This is a genomic window from Pseudomonas sp. SP16.1, assembly GCF_052682975.1.
On the sequence record NZ_JBQYFZ010000001.1, the window covers coordinates 516,348 to 534,611 of the forward strand.

The 18,264-nt window shown below is 66.4% G+C and carries 12 protein-coding genes; 11 read left to right on the forward strand and 1 reads right to left on the reverse strand.

Annotated features, from left to right (window positions below; genetic code table 11):
* The first annotated feature begins 31 nt into the window (after positions 1-31).
* The 7 genes from ACUTAF_RS02700 (at position 32) to ACUTAF_RS02730 (ending at position 12,101) form a co-directional block, all read left to right on the forward strand.
* Positions 32-2,077 carry a hypothetical protein gene (locus ACUTAF_RS02700; RefSeq protein ID WP_445578517.1) on the forward strand — a complete coding sequence of 682 codons (2,046 nt, stop codon included), beginning with the start codon at positions 32-34 and terminating at the stop codon, positions 2,075-2,077.
* A gap of 199 nt (positions 2,078-2,276) precedes the next feature.
* Positions 2,277-7,508, forward strand: a complete 5,232-nt coding sequence (locus tag ACUTAF_RS02705) for a DNA repair ATPase (RefSeq protein WP_445578518.1) — start codon at positions 2,277-2,279, stop codon at positions 7,506-7,508.
* Positions 7,505-8,053: a rhomboid family intramembrane serine protease gene (locus tag ACUTAF_RS02710; protein WP_445578519.1), complete on the forward strand. Its 549-nt coding sequence runs from the start codon at positions 7,505-7,507 to the stop codon at positions 8,051-8,053. The genes ACUTAF_RS02705 and ACUTAF_RS02710 overlap by 4 nt, the downstream gene beginning before the upstream one ends.
* A gap of 18 nt (positions 8,054-8,071) precedes the next feature.
* On the forward strand, positions 8,072-8,761 hold the full coding sequence (locus ACUTAF_RS02715; RefSeq protein ID WP_445578520.1) for a phospholipase D-like domain-containing protein: 690 nt from the start codon (positions 8,072-8,074) through the stop codon (positions 8,759-8,761).
* Positions 8,762-8,861: 100 nt separating this feature from the next.
* Complete coding sequence (locus ACUTAF_RS02720; RefSeq protein WP_445578521.1) at positions 8,862-9,401, forward strand: YaeQ family protein; 540 nt, start codon at positions 8,862-8,864, stop codon at positions 9,399-9,401.
* A gap of 73 nt (positions 9,402-9,474) precedes the next feature.
* Positions 9,475-11,184 (forward strand): single-stranded-DNA-specific exonuclease RecJ, encoded by a 1,710-nt coding sequence (recJ, locus tag ACUTAF_RS02725; protein ID WP_445578522.1) that lies wholly within the window; start codon positions 9,475-9,477, stop codon positions 11,182-11,184.
* Between the two features lie 164 nt (positions 11,185-11,348).
* A complete protein-coding gene (locus ACUTAF_RS02730) occupies positions 11,349-12,101 on the forward strand; it encodes a tellurite resistance TerB family protein (protein WP_445578523.1) in 753 nt (250 codons plus the stop codon).
* Here ACUTAF_RS02730 and ACUTAF_RS02735 read toward each other — a convergent pair.
* Positions 12,072-13,847, reverse strand: coding sequence for a SulP family inorganic anion transporter (locus tag ACUTAF_RS02735; RefSeq protein WP_445578524.1), 1,776 nt, complete (start codon positions 13,845-13,847; stop codon positions 12,072-12,074). The two genes, ACUTAF_RS02730 and ACUTAF_RS02735, sit on opposite strands and share 30 nt — an antisense overlap.
* A gap of 183 nt (positions 13,848-14,030) precedes the next feature.
* On the opposite strand from ACUTAF_RS02735, the gene prfB reads away from it, so the two are divergent.
* From prfB to ACUTAF_RS02755, 4 genes are all read left to right on the forward strand, one after another.
* A protein-coding gene (gene prfB / locus ACUTAF_RS02740; RefSeq protein WP_445578525.1) for a peptide chain release factor 2 occupies positions 14,031-15,126 on the forward strand; the annotation gives its coding sequence in 2 pieces (ribosomal slippage) (positions 14,031-14,102 and positions 14,104-15,126; 1,095 coding nt in all).
* Between the two features lie 108 nt (positions 15,127-15,234).
* Positions 15,235-16,752, forward strand: coding sequence for a lysine--tRNA ligase (gene lysS, locus ACUTAF_RS02745; RefSeq protein ID WP_445578526.1), 1,518 nt, complete (start codon positions 15,235-15,237; stop codon positions 16,750-16,752).
* Positions 16,753-16,915: 163 nt separating this feature from the next.
* Entirely contained in the window at positions 16,916-17,629 is a 714-nt protein-coding gene (locus ACUTAF_RS02750; protein WP_445578527.1) for a TetR/AcrR family transcriptional regulator, read from the forward strand.
* A gap of 41 nt (positions 17,630-17,670) precedes the next feature.
* Positions 17,671-18,222 carry a hypothetical protein gene (locus tag ACUTAF_RS02755; RefSeq protein ID WP_445578528.1) on the forward strand — a complete coding sequence of 184 codons (552 nt, stop codon included), beginning with the start codon at positions 17,671-17,673 and terminating at the stop codon, positions 18,220-18,222.
* Positions 18,223-18,264: the final 42 nt, after the last annotated feature.

The window sequence follows — 18,264 nt, forward strand, 5'->3', positions numbered from 1 at the left end:
CCTGCACAATTAGCAAAGGAGTACAGCTGTAATGGAAAACCTCATCCCCTTCATCGTCGGGGCAGGGCTGGTCGTCCTCTTCGTGATCGCCATGATCGCCCTGTTCAAGGCCTTCTATATCAAGGTTCCGCAGGGTACCGCGCTGATCGTCAACGACATGAGCTCGACACCCAAGGTGCACTTCACCGGCTCCCTGGTGTACCCGGTGATCCACCTCAAGGAGTTCATGAAGATCTCCCTGATCACCCTGGAAGTCGACCGCCGCGGCAAGGACGGCCTGATCTGCCGCGACAACCTGCGTGCCGACATCACCGTGGCCTTCTACCTGCGCGTCAACGAGACCCAGGAAGACGTGCTCAAGGTGGCCAAGGCCATTGGCGTGGATCGTGCCTCCGACCGCGCCGCCGTCAACGAGCTGTTCAACGCCAAGTTCTCCGAGGCGCTGAAGACCGTCGGCAAGCAGTTCGACTTCGTCCAGCTGTTCGAGAACCGCCAGGAATTCCGCGACCGTATCGTCGAGGTGATCGGCAACGACCTCAACGGCTACGTGCTCGAAGACGTGGCCATCGACTACCTGGAGCAGACCTCCAAGGTCTCGCTGGACCCGAGCAACATCCTCGACGCCGAGGGTATCCGCAAGATCACCGAGCTGACCGCCGCGCAGAACGTCATCACCAACGAGCTGGAGCGCAACGAAGAGCTGGCGATCAAGAAGAAGAACGTCGAGACCCGTGAGGCCACCCTGGCTCTGGAACGCCAGCAGGCCGATGCCGAGGCGCGGCAGAAGCGCGAGATCGAGACCATCCGCGCCCGCGAGGAAGCGGAAACCCTGAAAGTGCGCGAGGAAGAGCGGCTGAAGGCCGAGCAGGCGCGCATCCAGACCCAGCAGGAGCTGGACATCCGCGCCGAGAACCACCAGCGCGAAGTGGAAGTGGCGCAGCAGAACCGCCAGCGTGCCGTGGTCATCGAGGTGGAGAAGGTCACTCGCGCCAAGGACCTGGAAGTGGTCGCCCGCGAGCGCGAGGTCGAGCTGCAGCGCATCGAGAAGGAAAAGGCGCTGGAAGAAGAGCGCAAGAACATCGCCGGGGTGATCCGCGAGCGCGTGGCGGTGGAGAAGACCGTGGCCCAGGAAGAAGAGCGCATCAAGGAAGTGCGCGAGGTGTCCGAGGCCGAGCGTCTCAAGCAGGTCGCCGTGCTCAACGCCCAGGCCGAGGCCGAGCAGGAGCTGGTGCGCCAGGTCAAGCAGGCCGAAGCTGACGAAGCCCGTTCCAAGCACAAGGCGGTGGAAATCAACACCCTGGCCCAGGCCGAGCTGGAAGCGGCGGCCAAGAGCGCCGAGGCCAAGAAGAAGCTGGCCGAAGGGATCGAAGCCGAGCGCGCCGCGCCCGGTCTGGCCGACGCCAAGGTGCGTGAAGTCACCGCCGCGGCGAAGGAGAAGGAAGGTCTGGCCGAGGCCCATGTGGAAGCCGAGCGTCTGATCGCCGAAGCCAAGGGCGAGCAGGAGAAAGGCCTGGCCGAAGCCCGCGTGCTGGAAGCCCAGGCAGCCGCCAAGGAGAAGGACGGCCTGGCCGAAGCCAAGGTGCTGGAAGAAAAACTCACCGCCCAGGCGCGCGGCGAGGAGCAGCTTGGCCTGGCCAAGGCTAAGGCCACCAAGGAACAGGGTTCTGCCGAGGCCTCGATCCTGCTGGAGCGCCTGAGCGCCGAAGCCGAGGGTCTGGGCAAGAAGTTCGGCGCGCTGGATTCGCTCAGCGACGCGGCGCGCGCCCACGAAGAGTTCCGCATGCAGCTGGAGAAGAGCTTCGAGGAGGCCATGGCGGCCATCGCGGCGAACAAGGACATCGCCAAGGACCAGGCCGAGGTATTGGCCGCGGCCATGGCCAAGGCGAAGATCGAGATCGTCGGCGGCGAGGGCGACTTCTTCAACTCCTTCGCCAAGTCGCTGTCGGTGGGCAAGGCCATCGAGGGCGTGGTGGGTAAGAGCCCGGTGGTGCAGGACGTGCTGTCGCGCCTGCTCAGCGGCAAGGCGGCGCCGGTCGCGCCAGTGACCGCGTCTAACGCCAGCGCGGAGCAGGTCTAAGCCCGCTCTGTGGGAGGGGCTTCAGCCGCGACCGGGGCCGCTGAGCTTGTAGGGTGGGCTTCAGCCCACCAGGTTGGCCTTGAATGGGGGGCTAAAGCGGAGCGCCGCCCGGCCCACCCTGCGCGGATGCCTCCCGGCCCAACCTGCCAGCCCCTCCTCGGAGGGGCGTTTTAGACGCAGCAGATTCAGGATGACTACGATGTCGGACGCACAAACACAGGACGTATTGGACCAGGCCGTCGCCGAGGGCGGCGCCTACGAGGTGCTGCACAAGCGCCTGCAGGAGCATGGCCAGCGCCTGCGCGCTCTGACCGAGGCGCTCAACGGCCAGCGTCTGGCCGAATTCGGCAGCAGCGCGATGGAGGCCATCGGCCGGGTGCGCATCCGCACCGAGCACAACTGCATCGCCCGCGACATCGTCCAGGTCGGCGAGTGCCTGCTGTTCGGCTACAACGTGTTCATCGGCCTGAAGAAGGAAACCAGCGTCGCCGACGTGTTCTCCCTCTACCGCCTGGTGGAAACCCCGGACGGTTACGACGCCGAACCGGTGCCGCTGGACGGCAGCTTCCTCGCCCAGGCCAGCTTCGTCGCCGATTTCAACGAGCTGTACACCTACTACAAGAACACCCGCCTGCTGCAGCTGGCCATTCGCGACGGCAAGCTGCTGGCGAGCTTCCAGATCGGCGAGCGGGTCAGCGACATCCGCGTGTTCCGCTGGTCGATCTCGGTCGATGGGCGCGAAGTGCGCTATATCGACAACCGCGGCGAGCGCGATATCGCGCTGCCGGCGCCGTTCGACTTCGAATGGCAGAAGACTTCCCGCGAGATGGTGGTCATGGGCCGCCATCCGCATCTGAACATTCTCGACACCCTGTTCGTCGAAACCGTCGGCGGCGACCTGACCATCAAGGTCGAGGACAACACCCAGGACGGCCAAGGCATCTATCGCGAAGCGGTGGTGGACAAGACCCAGTCGCTGGACGATGCCCAGATCGAATTTGCCCGCCTCGGCAGCCTGATCCTGCTCAAGGTGCTGCCGTACCGCGAGGAGCAGTGGCGCTACCTGGTGTTCAACAGCCTGACCAACAAGGTCGAGCGCATCGACGCCATCGGCCTGGCCTGCGTGCAGCTGCCGGAAGACCACGGAATCATCTTCCCCGGCGGCTACTACCTGCAGAACGGCGAGTCTAAGGCGTTTGAGCAGCCCATGGCCGGTATGCGCTTCAAGCGCTCGGTGCGCTCGCCCAACGGCGAGGACGTGCAGTACATCTTCTACCACCCCGAGGAAGGTCGCTCGGCGCTGTTCACCTACAACATGATCAACCGCCAGCTGCACAACCCGATCTTCGGCCACGGCTACGCGCGCCTGGAGGACGGGCGCATGGTGATCTTCGCCGCCGAGGGCAGCGAGCCGACGCGCATCCACCCGATGCAGATCTGGCAGACTCCGTTCGAGAGCGACGACCATGCCGCCCGCCAGCCGGCGCGCAGCGGCTTCTTTGGCCGTATCGGCAATGCCGAGCTGGTGCGCGGCGTGTCCGACCTGCTCAATCTGAGCCGCGAGATCGACAGCCGCGAAGTGTCGGTGGCGCGCTACACCCAGCTGTGCCAGAACACCCGCCGTCTGTTCGACCTCTATCACTGGCTGGGCGATGCCCAGTGCGCCGAGCTGGCGCCGCTGCTGCGCGAGATCGCCGCCACGGGCGAGCTGGTGCTCGACGAGTTCGAGAAGGTCGAAAGCATCCGCCAGCAGTCGGCCCGTGCCATGGCCGAGGCCGAGACCCGGCAGAAGGGGCTGCTGTCGAGCCTGCTGGTGGACAGCTGGGACGAAGTGCGTCTGTTCGTCGACGCGCTCAATGCCATCACCGCCCAGCGCGGCCAGCTGCTGACTATCCGCGACTACCGTTACATCGACGTGGCGCGCATCGACGCCATGGAGACCGAGCTGCTCGAGGCGCAGGAACGCGTGGCGGCCGCCACCTCCGCCTTCCTCGCCAGCGACGCCGCGCTGCAGCCCTACGTGCAGCGCCTGGGCGAGCTGGACGGCCTGGCGCAGAAGGCCGAGACCGTCACCCAGTTGAACGAGCCGCTGGTCGAGATGCAGGACATGGCCGGCAACCTCGACATGCTCTCCAGCCTGATGGCCTCGCTGGCCATCGACGACGCCACCCAGCGCACCCGTATCGTCGAGTCGATCTCCGAGGTCTATGCCCGCCTCAACCAGGCCAAGGCCCGTGCCGAGCAGCGGCGCAAGGGCCTGGGCTCGGCCGAGACCGTGGCGCAATTCGGCGCCCGGTTCAAACTGTTCAGCCAGGGCATCACCAACGCCCTGGCGCTGGCGCAGGACCCGGAGCGCTGCGACGAGCAGCTGTCGCGCCTGCTGGTGCAGCTCGAGGAGCTGGAAAGCCAGTTCGGCGATCACGAAGCATTTCTCGGGGACATCCTGAGCAAGCGCGAGGAGCTGCTGGAGACCTTCGAGGCGCACAAGCAGAGCCTGCTCGACGAGCGCCAGCGCCGCGCCCAGGGCCTGTTCGATGCCGCCCTGCGCATTCTCGAAAGTCTGGGCCGGCGCACCGCGCGGCTGAACCAGATGGAGGAGCTCAACGCCTTCTTCGCCGCCGACCCGCTGATCCTCAAGCTGCGCGAGATGGCCGAGCGCCTGCGTGAGCTCAAGGACAGCGTCAAGGCCGACGACATCGAAGCGCGTCTGAAGGGCGCCCGTGATCAGGCGGTGCGTGCCCAGCGCGACAAGAGCGAGCTGTTCGAAGAGGGCGGCAACGTCATCAAGCTCGGCCCGCGCCATCGCTTCAGCGTCAACACCCAGGAGCTGGATCTGACCCTGCTGCCGCGCGGCGATCAGCTCTACCTGCACCTGACCGGCACCGATTTCCTCGAACCGCTGGTGAGTGCCGAGCTGGAAAGCCTGCGCGACTACTGGCAGGTGTCGCTGGAGTCGGAGTCTGCGCAGCTCTACCGCGCCGAATACCTGGCCGGTGAGGTGCTGGCGGCAGCCGAAGCCGGTCGCGACGAACTGAGCCTGGATGGGCTCAAGCAACTGCTGACCGACCCCGAGGCGCTGACCCGGCGCATTCGCGATTTCGCCGCGCCGCGCTACAAGGAGGGTTACGAAAAGGGCATCCACGACCATGACGCCGCGCTGATCCTCGCCCGCCTGCTGCCCCTGCGCGCAAGTGCCGGCCTGCTTTACCACCGCCCGCAGGCGCGTGGCTTCGCCTGCTTCTTCTGGGGCCAGGTGCACGCCTTGGATTCGGCCGCGCAGTGGCCGCAGCGCGCGCGTACCAGCCTGCATATCCAGCAGCTGTTCGGCCGCCGCGATGGCCTGGAGCAGCTACAGGCGGAGATCGCCGCGGCCATGGCCACCTTCGCCGAGGCCCAGCAGCTGGCGCAGCAGGGCGACACCCTGAACGAGGCCGCCGAGTACCTGGTGCAGGAACTGGCCGCCGAGCGCATCGAATTCACCTTCAGCAAGTACGCCCGTGAGCTGCTCGCGGCCTTGCAGACGCGTCTGGAAACGGCGCGGGTGTGGGACGGCTACCAGCAGACCCTGGCGCGTCTGCAGGATCGCCCCGCGGCGCAGTGGGCGCTGGTGGACAACTGGCTGCAGGGCCTGTGCAGCCAGGGCGAGCAGGCCGAACTGAACGGCTACATCGCCGAGGCCGTGGCCCTGGCACTGCTGCCCGAAGCGGTGAAGCACCGCGTCACCGAGGTCGACCTGCGCTTTGCCGTCGAGGGGCTGATGGGCGATCACCCGCGCATCGCCGAGCAGCGTCTGCAATTGGCGCTGGACGACTACTTCGCCCGCCTCGAGCAGCATCGCCGGCACTTCCTGCCGAACCTGGCCCGCTACCAGAGCCTGCGTCAGGAGGTGATCAATAGTGAGCGCGAGGCGCTGCGCCTGGCCGAGTTCAAGCCGCGGCCGCTGTCGTCTTTCGTGCGCAACAAGCTGATCAACGACGTGTACCTGGGTTTTATCGGCGACAACCTGGCCAAGCAGATGGGCACCGCCGGGGAGAACAAGCGTACCGACCTGATGGGCCTGCTGATGCTCATCTCGCCGCCCGGCTACGGCAAGACCACGCTGATGGAGTATGTCGCCCACCGCCTGGGGCTGATCTTCATGAAGATCAACGGCCCGGCGCTGGGCCACGAGGTGCGTTCCGTGGACCCGGCGCAGGCCCCCGACGCCACCTCGCGCCAGGAGCTGGAAAAGCTCAACCTGGCGCTGGAGATGGGCAACAACGTGATGCTCTATGTCGACGACATCCAGCACACCCACCCGGAGTTCCTGCAGAAGTTCATCTCGCTCTGCGACGGCACACGACGTATCGAGGGCGTGTGGAAGGGCCGCACCAAGACCTACGACATGCGCGGCAAGAAGTTCTGCGTGATCATGTCCGGCAACCCCTATACCGAGTCCGGCGAGCTGTTCAAGATCCCCGACATGCTGGCCAACCGCGCCGACATCTACAACCTCGGCGATACCCTCGGCGGCATGCAGGAGGCCTTCGCCCTGTCCTATATCGAGAACGCCCTGACCTCCAACCCGGTGCTGGCGCCGCTGGCCACCCGCGACATGGCCGATGTCTACCGCTTCGTCGCCAAGGCCGAGGGTAAGCCGTTCTCGGCCAATGAGTTGAGCCACACCTACAGCGCCGCGGAAATCAACGAGATCACCGCGACCCTGCAGCGCCTGATGCAGATTCGCGACGTGGTCGGGCGGGTCAACCAGCAGTACATCCACAGCGCCGCGCAGGCCGACCAGTACCGCAGCGAGCCGCCGTTCAAGCTGCAGGGCAGCTATCGCAACATGAACAAGATGGCGGAGAAGATCAGTTCGGTGATGAACGACGCCGAGCTGATGCAGCTGATCGCCGACCATTACCAGGGCGAGTCGCAGTTGCTTACCAGCGGTGCCGAGGAAAACCTGCTCAAGCTCGCCGAACTGCGCTGCAATATGACCGAAGAGCAGCGTGCCCGCTGGCAGCAGATCAAGCGTGACTTCATGCGCAACAAGGCCATGGGCGGCAGCGACAGCGATGTCGGCGGTCGCGTGGTGGCCCAGCTCAACGACCTGGTGGAGAGCGTGCGCGGCCTGGCCACCGGCAAGCCGGCAGCCGAGGCGCCGAGCGTGCCCTGGGAGCAGTTGCTGGCCGGCCTGGACAATCTCGGCAAGCTGCGCCCGCAGGTGGAGGTGGTCGCGCCGCCGCAGCCGGGTACGCAGAAACTGCTGGAAAGCCTGGCCGACAGCCTGGAGAACAGCTTCCTGCCACTGATCAAGGCGATGGACAAGAAGATCGACATCGACCTGCGCACCCACAATCGCATGCTGGAGATCTCCACCCAGCTGCGCGACCTGGGTGAGCACCTGGGCCGGCAGCGCGCCAGCACCGCGGACGACGAGGCGCCGTGAGGCGAGGTCGGCTGGCGGAACTGCTCCCGCTGGCGCTGGTCGCCGGCGGCATGCTGCTGGTGCAGCTGCTCAACGGCGCCTTCGGCGGGGCCTTGAACGCCTGGGGCCTGCTGCCCCGACACGCCGAGGCGCTGCCCGGCATTCTCCTCGCGCCCTGGCTGCATGGCAGCTGGGCGCATCTGCTGAGCAACCTCAGCGGCCTGCTGGTGCTCGGCAGCCTGGTGTTGCTGCGCTCGCGCCGCGACTTCTTCCTTGCCAGCGCCTTCATCATCCTCGGCAGCGGGGCGCTGGTCTGGCTGCTGGGCCGCACCGGCCTGCATGTCGGCGCCAGCGGCTGGCTGTTCGGCTTCTGGGGCCTGCTCCTGGCGCGCGCCTGGTTCGAGCGCAGCCTGCTCGATCTGCTGCTGGCAGCGCTGGTGTTCCTGCTCTACGGCGGCTGGTTCTTTGGCCTGCTGCCGCGCGCCGGGGTGTCCTTCGAATACCATCTGGCCGGCGCCTTTTGCGGTGTGCTGTATGCCGCGCTGTGGCGTAACCGGCGTGTCTGACGAAAAAAGGAGTTTTCCGTGGATTTCAATCGCCTCGACCAGCAACTGCGCGACAGCCTGGCCGACCTGAGCCTGAGCAACGAGGAGCGCGACGAGCTGCGCCAACTGGGCAGCGAACTGAGCAGCGATCAGGTGCGCTTCATGCGCAACCGCGCCTTCGGCCTTGCCCGCGAACTGATGCAGAAACCGGCCAATGTCGAGCCGGCGCTGAAGTGGCTGGAGCAGGTGGTCAAGACCCTCGACAGCGTCGGCAGCGCACCGCGCGTGGAGCATGCCAGCGCCCATTTCAGCCCGGGCGAGAGCTGCCGGCGCAAGATCCGCGAACTGTGCCGCCAGGCGCGCAGGAGCCTGGACATCTGCGTCTACACCATCTCCGACGATCAGCTCAGTGAGGAAATCCTCGCCTGCCACCAGCGCGGCATCACCGTGCGGGTGATCAGCGACAACGAAAAGCAGTTCGACGAGGGCAGCGACATCCAGTGGTTGCGTGACAAGGGCGTGCCGCTGCGGATCGACGCCGGCCCGTTCCACATGCACCACAAGTTCGCCCTGTTCGACGGCCGGCTGCTGCTCAACGGCAGCTTCAACTGGACGCGTAGCGCCACCACCAGCAACGAGGAAAACCTGCTGGTGATCGACCATCCGCATCTGGTGGCCGCCTATCTGCGCGAGTTCGACCAGCTCTGGGCACGCTACGCGGGCAACTGACGAGGTCAGCCGCCGCTGCCCGGTGGCGCGCCGCTGTTCGGGACGCGGCGCGACGGATCAGGGTAGACTTGCCGCCTTCCCGTCCAGCCAAGAAGCTCCCATGGCCCAGCCATCGACCACCTACAAGATCGAACTGAACCTCACCGATCTGGATCGCAGCGTCTACGAGAACCTGCGCTTCACCGTCGCCCGTCACCCATCGGAGACCGAGGAGCGCCTGGCCGCGCGGCTGATCGCCTACGCGCTGTTCTACCATGAGCAGCTGGCGTTCGGCCGCGGCCTGTCGGACGTCGACGAGCCGGCGCTGTGGGAGAAGAGCCTGGACGACCGCGTGCTGCACTGGATCGAGGTCGGCCAGCCGGACAGCGAGCGCATCACCTGGTGTTCGCGGCGTACCGAGAAGTTCAGCCTGGTGGCCTACGGCAATCTGCGCGTGTGGCAGGGCAAGTGCCTCGACCCGGTGCGCAGCCTGAAGAACATCAACGTGGTCGCCCTCGGCCAGGAAGCGCTGGCCGACCTGGCGCAGGATCTGCCGCGCTCGCTGTCCTGGAGCGTGATGATCAGCGATGGCGAGCTGTTCGTCACCGACGAGCGCGGCCAGCACGAAATTCCCCTGGAGTGGCTGGTCGGCCAGCGTTGAGCTCCGTAGGACGGGTGCAACCCGTCGGATCACCAGCGGCGGGTTGTGCCCGCCCTAGATGAAAAGAATCAAGATGCGTATCGAAGCCCGTCCCTTGCCCGCCCAGCTGCCCGATCTGGGCAACCTGCCGCCTCTGCTGACCCGCCTCTACGCCGCCCGCGGCGTGCAATCCGCCGAGGAACTGGACAAGGGCTTGGCGCGACTGCTCCCCTACCAGCGGCTCAAGGGCATCGATGCGGCCGTCGAGCTGCTGGTCGAGGCGCTGGCGCAGCGTCAGCGCATTCTGATCGTCGGCGACTTCGATGCCGACGGTGCCACCGCCAGCTCGGTCGGCGTGCTCGGCCTGCGCCTGCTCGGCGCCGCGCATGTCGATTACCTGGTGCCGAACCGCTTCGAATACGGCTACGGCCTGACCCCGGAGATCGTCGCGGTGGCGCTGCAGCGCCAGCCCGACCTGCTGCTGACGGTGGACAACGGCATCTCCAGCGTCGACGGCGTGGCCGCGGCCAAGGCGGCGGGGCTGAAGGTGCTGGTCACCGACCACCACCTGCCGGGCCCGGAACTGCCGGCGGCCGATGCCATCGTCAATCCCAACCAGCCGGGTTGCGAGTTTCCCAGCAAGGCCATGGCTGGCGTCGGCGTGATGTTCTACGTGCTGCTGGCGCTGCGCGCGCGCCTGCGCGAGAGCGGCTGGTTCGCCAGCCGTCAGGAGCCGAACCTCGGCGAGCTGCTCGACCTGGTGGCCCTCGGCAGCGTCGCCGACGTGGTGCCGCTGGATGCCAACAACCGCATCCTGGTGCATCAGGGCCTGGCGCGGATTCGTGCCGGCCGGGCGCGGCCGGGGCTGCGGGCGATCCTAGAAGTGGCCGGGCGCGACCACCGGCGCATCACCTCCACCGACCTCGGCTTCATCCTCGGCCCACGGTTGAACGCGGCCGGGCGTCTGGACGACATGAGCCTGGGTATCGAATGCCTGCTGTGCGACGACGAGGCGCTGGCGCGCGACATGGCGGTGCAGCTCGACCAGCTCAACCAGGACCGCAAGGCCATCGAGCAGGGCATGCAGCGCGAGGCGCTGGCCCAGCTCAAGGACTTGCCGCTGGAGGACATGCCGTTCGGCCTGTGCCTGTTCGAGGCCGACTGGCACCAGGGGGTGATCGGCATCCTCGCCTCGCGCCTGAAGGAGCGCTACCACCGCCCGGCCATCGCCTTCGCCGATGCCGGCGACGGCATGCTCAAGGGGTCGGCGCGCTCGGTGCCGGGACTGCATATCCGCGATGCGCTGGATGCCGTGGCGGCCAAGCATCCGGGGCTGATCAGCAAGTTCGGCGGGCATGCCATGGCCGCCGGGCTGTCGCTGCCGCAGGCGAATTTCGGCGCCTTCGCCGCGGCCTTCGACGCCGAGGTGCGCCGCCAGCTGTGCGAGGACGACCTGACCGGGCGCCTGCTTTCCGATGGCCAGCTCGATGCCACCGAATTCCACCTGGAGCTGGCCCTCGCCCTGCGCAACGCCGGACCCTGGGGCCAGCATTTCCCCGAGCCGCTGTTCCATGGCGTGTTCCAGATCGTCAATCAGCGCATCGTCGGCGAGCGTCACTTGAAGCTGGTGCTCAAGACCGAATGCGGCAGCGTGCAACTGGACGGGATCGCCTTCAATATCGACCGCGAGGTCTGGCCAAACCCGACGCTGCGCTGGGCCGAGGTGGCCTACAAGCTCGACCTCAACGAGTTTCGCGGCAACGAGACGGTGCAGTTGATGGTGGCGCATATCGCGCCGCGCTGAAGCCTGAGTGGATGAAATCCGGCGTTACGAAACACGCCGGATCGGGCCAGTCGAATTCTGCTAGAAACGCCTGGTGCCTCGGTCGATCCGGCCGCCGCGCATGCAGAATTTCCCGGCGCCGTCAGGGTCGGATGCTGCGATGCCCACCTTCAGGAGAATGGCTCATGAACACCAGCAATCTGCTCGATCAATTGCTCAAGGCCGGCCAGCAGGCCATGCACAAGCCCGCCGGCAACAGCGGCCAGGGGCAGCAAGAAGGCGGCCTCGGCGGGCTGCTGTCCGGCGGCGGGCTCGGTAGCCTGCTCTCCGGCGCGAGCGGTGGCGCGTTGGCCGCCGGCGCGGTCGGCCTGCTGCTGGGCAGCAAGAAGGCGCGCAAGTATGGCGGCAAGGCACTGACCTATGGCGGCCTAGCCGCCCTCGGCGTGATGGCCTACAAGGCCTATGGCAACTGGCAGGCGCAACAGGCGGCCCAAGGCGGCGCGCAGCCGGTCGAGCCGCAGACTCTGGATCGCCTGCCGGCGCCGCAGGTCGAGCAGCACAGCCGTGCCATCCTCAAGGCGCTGGTGGCAGCGGCCAAGGCCGACGGCCATGTCGATGCCCGCGAGCGTCAGCTGATCGAGGAAGAACTGGGCAAGCTGGCGCAGGACGCCGAGTTGCAGGTCTGGCTGCACACCGAGCTGAACAAGCCGCTGGACCCGGCCGATGTGGCGCGTGCCGCGGCGACGCCGGAGATGGCCGCGGAGATGTACCTGGCCAGCGTGCTGATGGTGGACCAGGAGCATTTCATGGAGCGCGCCTATCTCGAGGAGCTGGCCCGGCAACTGGGGCTGGCGCCGGCGCTGAAGGTCGAGCTGGAGGCCCAGGTGCGCCAGGAGTCGGGGCGTACCTCAGTCGGCATGCCGGGTGCGGCCGGCTAGCGTCTCCTCGGCCCCCCAGTCGATCCCGTTATCGCTCAGATAGGCATCGACGGCGGCGCCCACGGTCGGCTGGATACGCTGCTCGCGACCGTCCTGCAGCAGGCCGAAACGGCGCAGTTTGTCCTTGACCGGCCCCTTGACCTCGGCGAAGTGCAGCTCGATGCCGGCGTCGCTGAGCATCTGCTCCAGTTCGCCGAGCATGTCGGCCGAAGTCACGTCGATGCTGGTCACCGGCTCGGCGGCCACCACCAGCCGGCGCACCTTCGTAGGCGACTGGGCGATGGCCTGCAGCACGCATTGCTGGAACAGTTCGGCGTTGGCGAAGAACAGCGGCGCGTCCCAGCGAAACAGCACCAGGCCGGGCACCAGGCGCGCCTCCGGGTGCCGTTCGATATCGTGGAAGCCGCGCACGCCGTCGACCTGGCCGAGCACGGCATAGTACGGACGCCAGCCGTCCCAGAGGAACTCGAGAACCGCCAGCACCACGGCGATGCCGATCCCGGGGATGGCGCCGAAGCTGGCCACGCCGGCGAAGCAGGCCATCGACAGCCAGAACTCCCACTGTTGCACGCGGAAGATGCGCTTGAGATCGGCAATCTCGAACAGTCCGATCACCGCGGCGATCACCACCGCCGCCAGGGCGCTGGCGGGCAGATGCTGCATCAGGTCCGGCGCGGCGATCAGCAGCCCGGCTACCGTCAGGGCCCCGACCACGCCGGTCAGTTGCGTCTGCGCGCCGGCAGCCTCGGCCACCGGCGTACGCGAGGCGCTGCTGCTGATGGGAAAACCCTGGAAGAACCCGCCGATCAGGTTGGCCGCGCCCAAGCCGAGCATTTCCTGATTGGGATCGACGTAACGCCCGCTGCGCGCGGCATAGGTGCGCGACAGCACGCTGGTATCGGCGAAGGCCACCAGTGCCGCGGCCACGCCGCCGAGCACTACGCTGACCAGGTCGACGCCGCTGAGCCAGGGCAGGACGAAGTTCGGCAGCCCCTGCGGCAGTTCGCCCAGTACCCCGACGCCCAGTTGGCCCAGGTCCAGCAGATGGACCGCCAGGGTCGCCAGGGTGACCGCGATGAGGATGCCCGGTAGCCGCTGGAAGCGCTTGAGGGCGAGGATCAGCGCCAGGGTGCCGGCGCCGACGATGAAGCTCGGCCAGTTGGCCAGTCCCTCGAACAGCGCGTTGGCGATGGCCCAGATGTCCTGCACCGGTCCCTGGCTGTCGATGGAGAAGCCGAACAGCTTGGGCGTCTGGCTGATCACCACGCTCAGGGCGATGCCATTCATATAGCCGTAGCGGATCGGCTTGGACAGCAGCTCGGTGATGAAGCCCAGGCGCAGCAGGCCGGCGATGATGCAAGTCAGTCCGGCCACCACCGCCATCATGCTGGCCAGGGTCACCGCGCGCATGGGATCGCCGCCCGACAGTGGCAGCACCACGGCGAGAATCAGCGCAGTCAGCGCCGAGTCCGGGCCGAGCACCAGGATGCGGCTGGGACCGAACAGGGCGTAGGCCAGCAGCGGCACTATGGTCGCGTACAGGCCGTAGATGCCCGGCACCCCCGAGGCTTCGGCATAGGCGATGCCCACCGGTACCAGCATGGCGGTCAGCACCAGGCCCGCGGCGATATCCTTGGGCAGCCAGGCTGGCTGGTACTGCCGCAGCAGTTGCAGGCCGGGTAGCCAACGCTGCCAGCCACGCTGTTGACGGGCGACGGGGAGGGGTTTCGGAGGAGTCGATGGCATCGCGGGGCGCTCTGTAGGTATGGGTGTAGTAAAGCGCAGAGCGATGGCCCTTCACCATAGCCTGCGGCAGGCGCCGTTGATCCAGTGGCGGACGACCGATCGCCGATCATGGGCTGCCAGGGCGCGTGCGCTCGGGTATAATCGCCGGCTTTTCCGTCCGATTTGCCGCGAGCGCCGACCACCATGGAAATCAATCCGATCCTCAACGCCATCAAGGACCTGTCCGAGCGGACCCAGTCGATTCGGGGGTATCTTTGACTACGATCACAAGCATGATCGTCTGGTCGAAGTAAACCGCGAGCTGGAAGACGCCGGCGTCTGGAACAACCCCGAGTACGCGCAGAACCTGGGCCGTGAGCGCGCCATGCTGGCGCAGATCGTCGAGACCATCGACGACCTCACCGGCAGTCTGGCCGACTCGCGCGACCTGCTGGAAATGGCTGCCGAAGAAAACGACGAAGGGGCGGTGAAGGATATCGTCGCCGAAGTCGAACGCCTGCGCGAAATCCTCGAGAAGCTGGAGTTCCGCCGCATGTTCAGCGGCGAGATGGACCCGAACAACTGCTACCTGGACATCCAGGCCGGCTCCGGCGGTACGGAAGCGCAGGACTGGGCCAACATCCTGCTGCGCATGTACCTGCGCTGGGCCGACAAACGCGGCTTCGACGCCACCATCATCGAGCTGTCCGAGGGCGAAGTCGCCGGCATCAAGGGCGCCACCGTGCACATCAAGGGCGAGTACGCCTTCGGCTGGCTGCGCACCGAGATCGGCGTGCACCGCCTGGTGCGCAAGAGTCCGTTCGACTCCGGCGCCCGTCGCCACACCTCGTTCTCGGCGGTGTTCGTGTCGCCCGAGATCGACGACAAGGTCGAGATCGAGATCAATCCGGCCGACCTGCGCATCGACACCTACCGCTCCTCCGGCGCCGGCGGTCAGCACGTCAACACCACCGACTCGGCGGTGCGTATCACCCACGTGCCGACCAACACCGTGGTGGCCTGCCAGAACGAACGCTCCCAGCACGCCAACAAGGACACCGCGATGAAGATGCTGCGGGCCAAGTTGTACGAGCTGGAGATGATGAAGCGCAACGCCGCGTCCCAGGCCCTGGAGGACTCCAAGTCGGATATCGGCTGGGGCCACCAGATCCGCTCCTACGTGCTCGACGATTCGCGCATCAAGGATCTGCGCACCGGCGTCGAGCGTAGCGACTGCCAGAAGGTCCTCGACGGCGACCTCGACCAGTACCTCGAGGCCAGCCTGAAACAGGGCCTGTAACCCTTACCCTGTAGGAGCCAGCTGGCTGGCGATGCTCTTCGGGAGCGTGATCGCCAGCCGGCTTCTACCAAACCCCATTTGCATTTACGCGTCAGGCAGATAACGACCATGAGCGACCAACAACTCGACCCGCAAAGCCTCTCCCACGAAGAACGGCAGCACGAAGAAAACAAGCTGATCGCCCAGCGCAAGGAAAAGCTGGCCGCCGTCCGTGAGCAGGGCAATGCCTTCCCCAACGATTTCCGCCGCGACCGCCTGTGTGCCGACCTGCAGAAAGAGTTCGCCGAGAAGACCAAGGAAGAGCTGGAAGCCGCCGCCATCCCGGTCAAGGTCGCCGGACGCATCATGCTCAACCGCGGTGCCTTCATGGTCATCCAGGACACCTCCGGGCGCCTGCAGGTCTACGTCAACCGCAAGACCCTGCCGGCCGAGCAGCTGGAGGCGGTCAAGCACTTCGACCTGGGCGACATCATCGCCGCCGAGGGCACCCTGGCCCGCTCCGGCAAGGGCGACCTGTACGTCGACATGCAGAGCGTACGCCTGCTGACCAAGTCGCTGCGCCCGCTGCCGGACAAGCACCACGGCCTGACCGACACCGAGCAGCGCTACCGCCAGCGCTACGTCGACCTGATGGTCAACGAGGAAACCCGCCACACCTTCCGTGTGCGCTCGCAGGTGATCGCCCACATCCGCAAGTTCCTCGCCGAGCGTGACTTCCTCGAAGTGGAAACGCCGATGCTGCAGACCATTCCCGGCGGCGCCGCGGCCAAACCGTTCGAGACCCACCACAACGCCCTGGACATGCAGATGTTCCTGCGTATCGCCCCGGAGCTGTACCTCAAGCGCCTGGTGGTCGGCGGCTTCGAGAAGGTCTTCGAGATCAACCGCAACTTCCGTAACGAAGGCGTGTCGACCCGGCACAACCCCGAGTTCACCATGCTCGAGTTCTACCAGGCCTACGCCGACTACGAAGACAACATGGACCTGACCGAGGAGCTGTTCCGCGAGCTGGCCCTGGCGGTGCTCGGCAGCACCGACGTGCCCTACGGAGACAAGGTGTTCCACTTCGGCGAGCCGTTCGCACGCCTGTCGGTGTTCGACTCGATCCTCAAGTACAACCCGGAAATCTCGGCCTCCGACCTCAATGACGTGGAGAAGGCCCGTGCCATCGCCAAGCAGGCCGGCGCCAAGCTGCTCGGCCACGAAGGCCTGGGCAAGCTGCAGGTAATGATTTTCGAGGAGCTGGTCGAGCACAAGCTGGAGCAGCCGCACTTCATCACCGAGTACCCTTTCGAGGTCTCGCCGCTGGCCCGTCGCAACGACAAGAACCCCAACGTCACCGATCGTTTCGAGCTGTTTATCGGCGGCCGCGAGATCGCCAACGCCTATTCCGAGCTCAACGACGCCGAGGACCAGGCTGCGCGCTTCCATGCCCAGGTGGCGGAGAAGGACGCCGGCGACGACGAGGCCATGCATTTCGACGCCGACTTCGTCCGCGCGCTGGAGTACGGCATGCCGCCGACCGCCGGCGAAGGCATCGGCATCGACCGCCTGGTGATGCTGCTGACCAACTCGCCGTCGATCCGCGACGTGATCCTCTTCCCGCACATGCGTCCGCAGGCCTGATGGTTCAGCCAAAGCCGCCTTCGGGCGGCTTTTTGCTGGCTGCGCACCCTGCCAGGGCATAGGCTGCTCGTTGCCTGATCTTCTGCGGCCGCGGAACCTTTTGGTTGTTCGGCGAACCCATTACCCTGCTTTTCACTAACCGGAATCTAGAGGTCGATCTGCCGTGAGCCGTGCGCCTGCTCTCCCGAGTGCCACCCAGGCGGCCAACGCCGTCGCCGAAAGCGTCCAGTACCAGGGCCGCAAGGCCAGCCGGCAGGGCAGCGAGCAACGCCGCCAGGCGATTCTCGACGCCGCCATGCGCATCATCGTGCGCGAGGGCGTGCGCGCCGTACGCCATCGGGCGGTAGCCGCCGAGGCGCAGGTGCCGCTGTCGGCCACCACCTATTACTTCAAGGATATCGACGACCTGATCACCGATACCTTCGCCCAGTTCGTCGAGCGTAGCGCGGCGCATATGGCGGCGTTCTGGGACGGCACCCAGGACCTGCTGGCGGAGCTGGTCGGGCGTCTGGACGGCAGCGCGGCGGCGCGGCGGCAACTGGCCGACGAGATCGCCGCACTGGCGGTGCAGTACGTGCAGCGCCAACTGCGCGAGCGTCGCGACCACCTGGTAGTGGAGCAGGCGTTTCATCAGGAGGCGCTGCTCAACCCGCGCCTGCGCGAGCTGGTGCGCGCCCACCGGCAGATACTCCAGCAGGGTGTCGCCCAGTTCTTCGAGGTGCTCGGTTCGCGTCAGCCGGAGCAGGACGCCGTGCTGTTGACGGCAACCATCGAGCGGATGGAGTATCAGGGCCTGCTGGACGGCCTCGAACAGCTGGACAGCGAGGGAATGCTGGCCATCCTTAAACGCTACATGAACCTGGTTCTGGGGCTGTAACCGCCAGCCGAGGGGCGAGCGGTCTTCACAAGGAGAGCTAAATGAGAGCATGGCGTGCGCTGGTCGCCCTGTCCTTCCTGTTGTTGGGCGGCTGCCTGGTCACCTTCAAGGATCCGATTCCGGCCAACGAGGCGGCGCCCATACCGCTGCTGGGCGAATGGACCCGGCAGGACGAGTGGGGCGAGCAGCTCTATCTGGAGGTCAGCCGGGCCGGTTCCAACCTGTACAAGGCGCGCATCTACGAGGGCAGCCCGGACAACCTCGACAGCCTCGAGGAGTTCGGCTTCACCGTCGCTCATCACGGCCGACGCTGGTATCTTTCGGCCGGCCTGCCGAAGAGCCTGGGCGCCAACTTCGCCATCGCCGGCTTCGAGCTGACCAAGAACAACGAGCTGGTGGTGTACAACCTGGACGCCGAGCGCATCGCCCAGGACATGGCCAAGGGCCTGCTGGAGGGCGAGACGGTGAGCCTGCCCGAAGGCGAGGGTGTGCTGATCAGCAGCCCGCTGGACCAGGTGTTCGCCTACCTGGACGACCCGGCCAACGCCGACCTGTTCGTCGAGGTGGCGCGCTACCAGCGCACTGCAGAATGATGTCGCCGGCATGAGCTATCAAAGCGGTGCAGGAGCCGGCTT

Coding starts and splice junctions, on each gene's coding strand:
- ACUTAF_RS02700 (WP_445578517.1), top strand. CDS start 32: ATGGAAAACCTCATCCCCTTCATCGTCGGGGCAGGGCTGGTCGTCCTC.
- ACUTAF_RS02720 (WP_445578521.1), top strand. CDS start 8,862: ATGGCCCAGCCATCGACCACCTACAAGATCGAACTGAACCTCACCGAT.
- ACUTAF_RS02755 (WP_445578528.1), top strand. CDS start 17,671: ATGAGAGCATGGCGTGCGCTGGTCGCCCTGTCCTTCCTGTTGTTGGGC.
- lysS (WP_445578526.1), top strand. CDS start 15,235: ATGAGCGACCAACAACTCGACCCGCAAAGCCTCTCCCACGAAGAACGG.
- ACUTAF_RS02730 (WP_445578523.1), top strand. CDS start 11,349: ATGAACACCAGCAATCTGCTCGATCAATTGCTCAAGGCCGGCCAGCAG.
- ACUTAF_RS02735 (WP_445578524.1), bottom strand. CDS start 13,847: ATGCCATCGACTCCTCCGAAACCCCTCCCCGTCGCCCGTCAACAGCGT.
- recJ (WP_445578522.1), top strand. CDS start 9,475: ATGCGTATCGAAGCCCGTCCCTTGCCCGCCCAGCTGCCCGATCTGGGC.
- ACUTAF_RS02705 (WP_445578518.1), top strand. CDS start 2,277: ATGTCGGACGCACAAACACAGGACGTATTGGACCAGGCCGTCGCCGAG.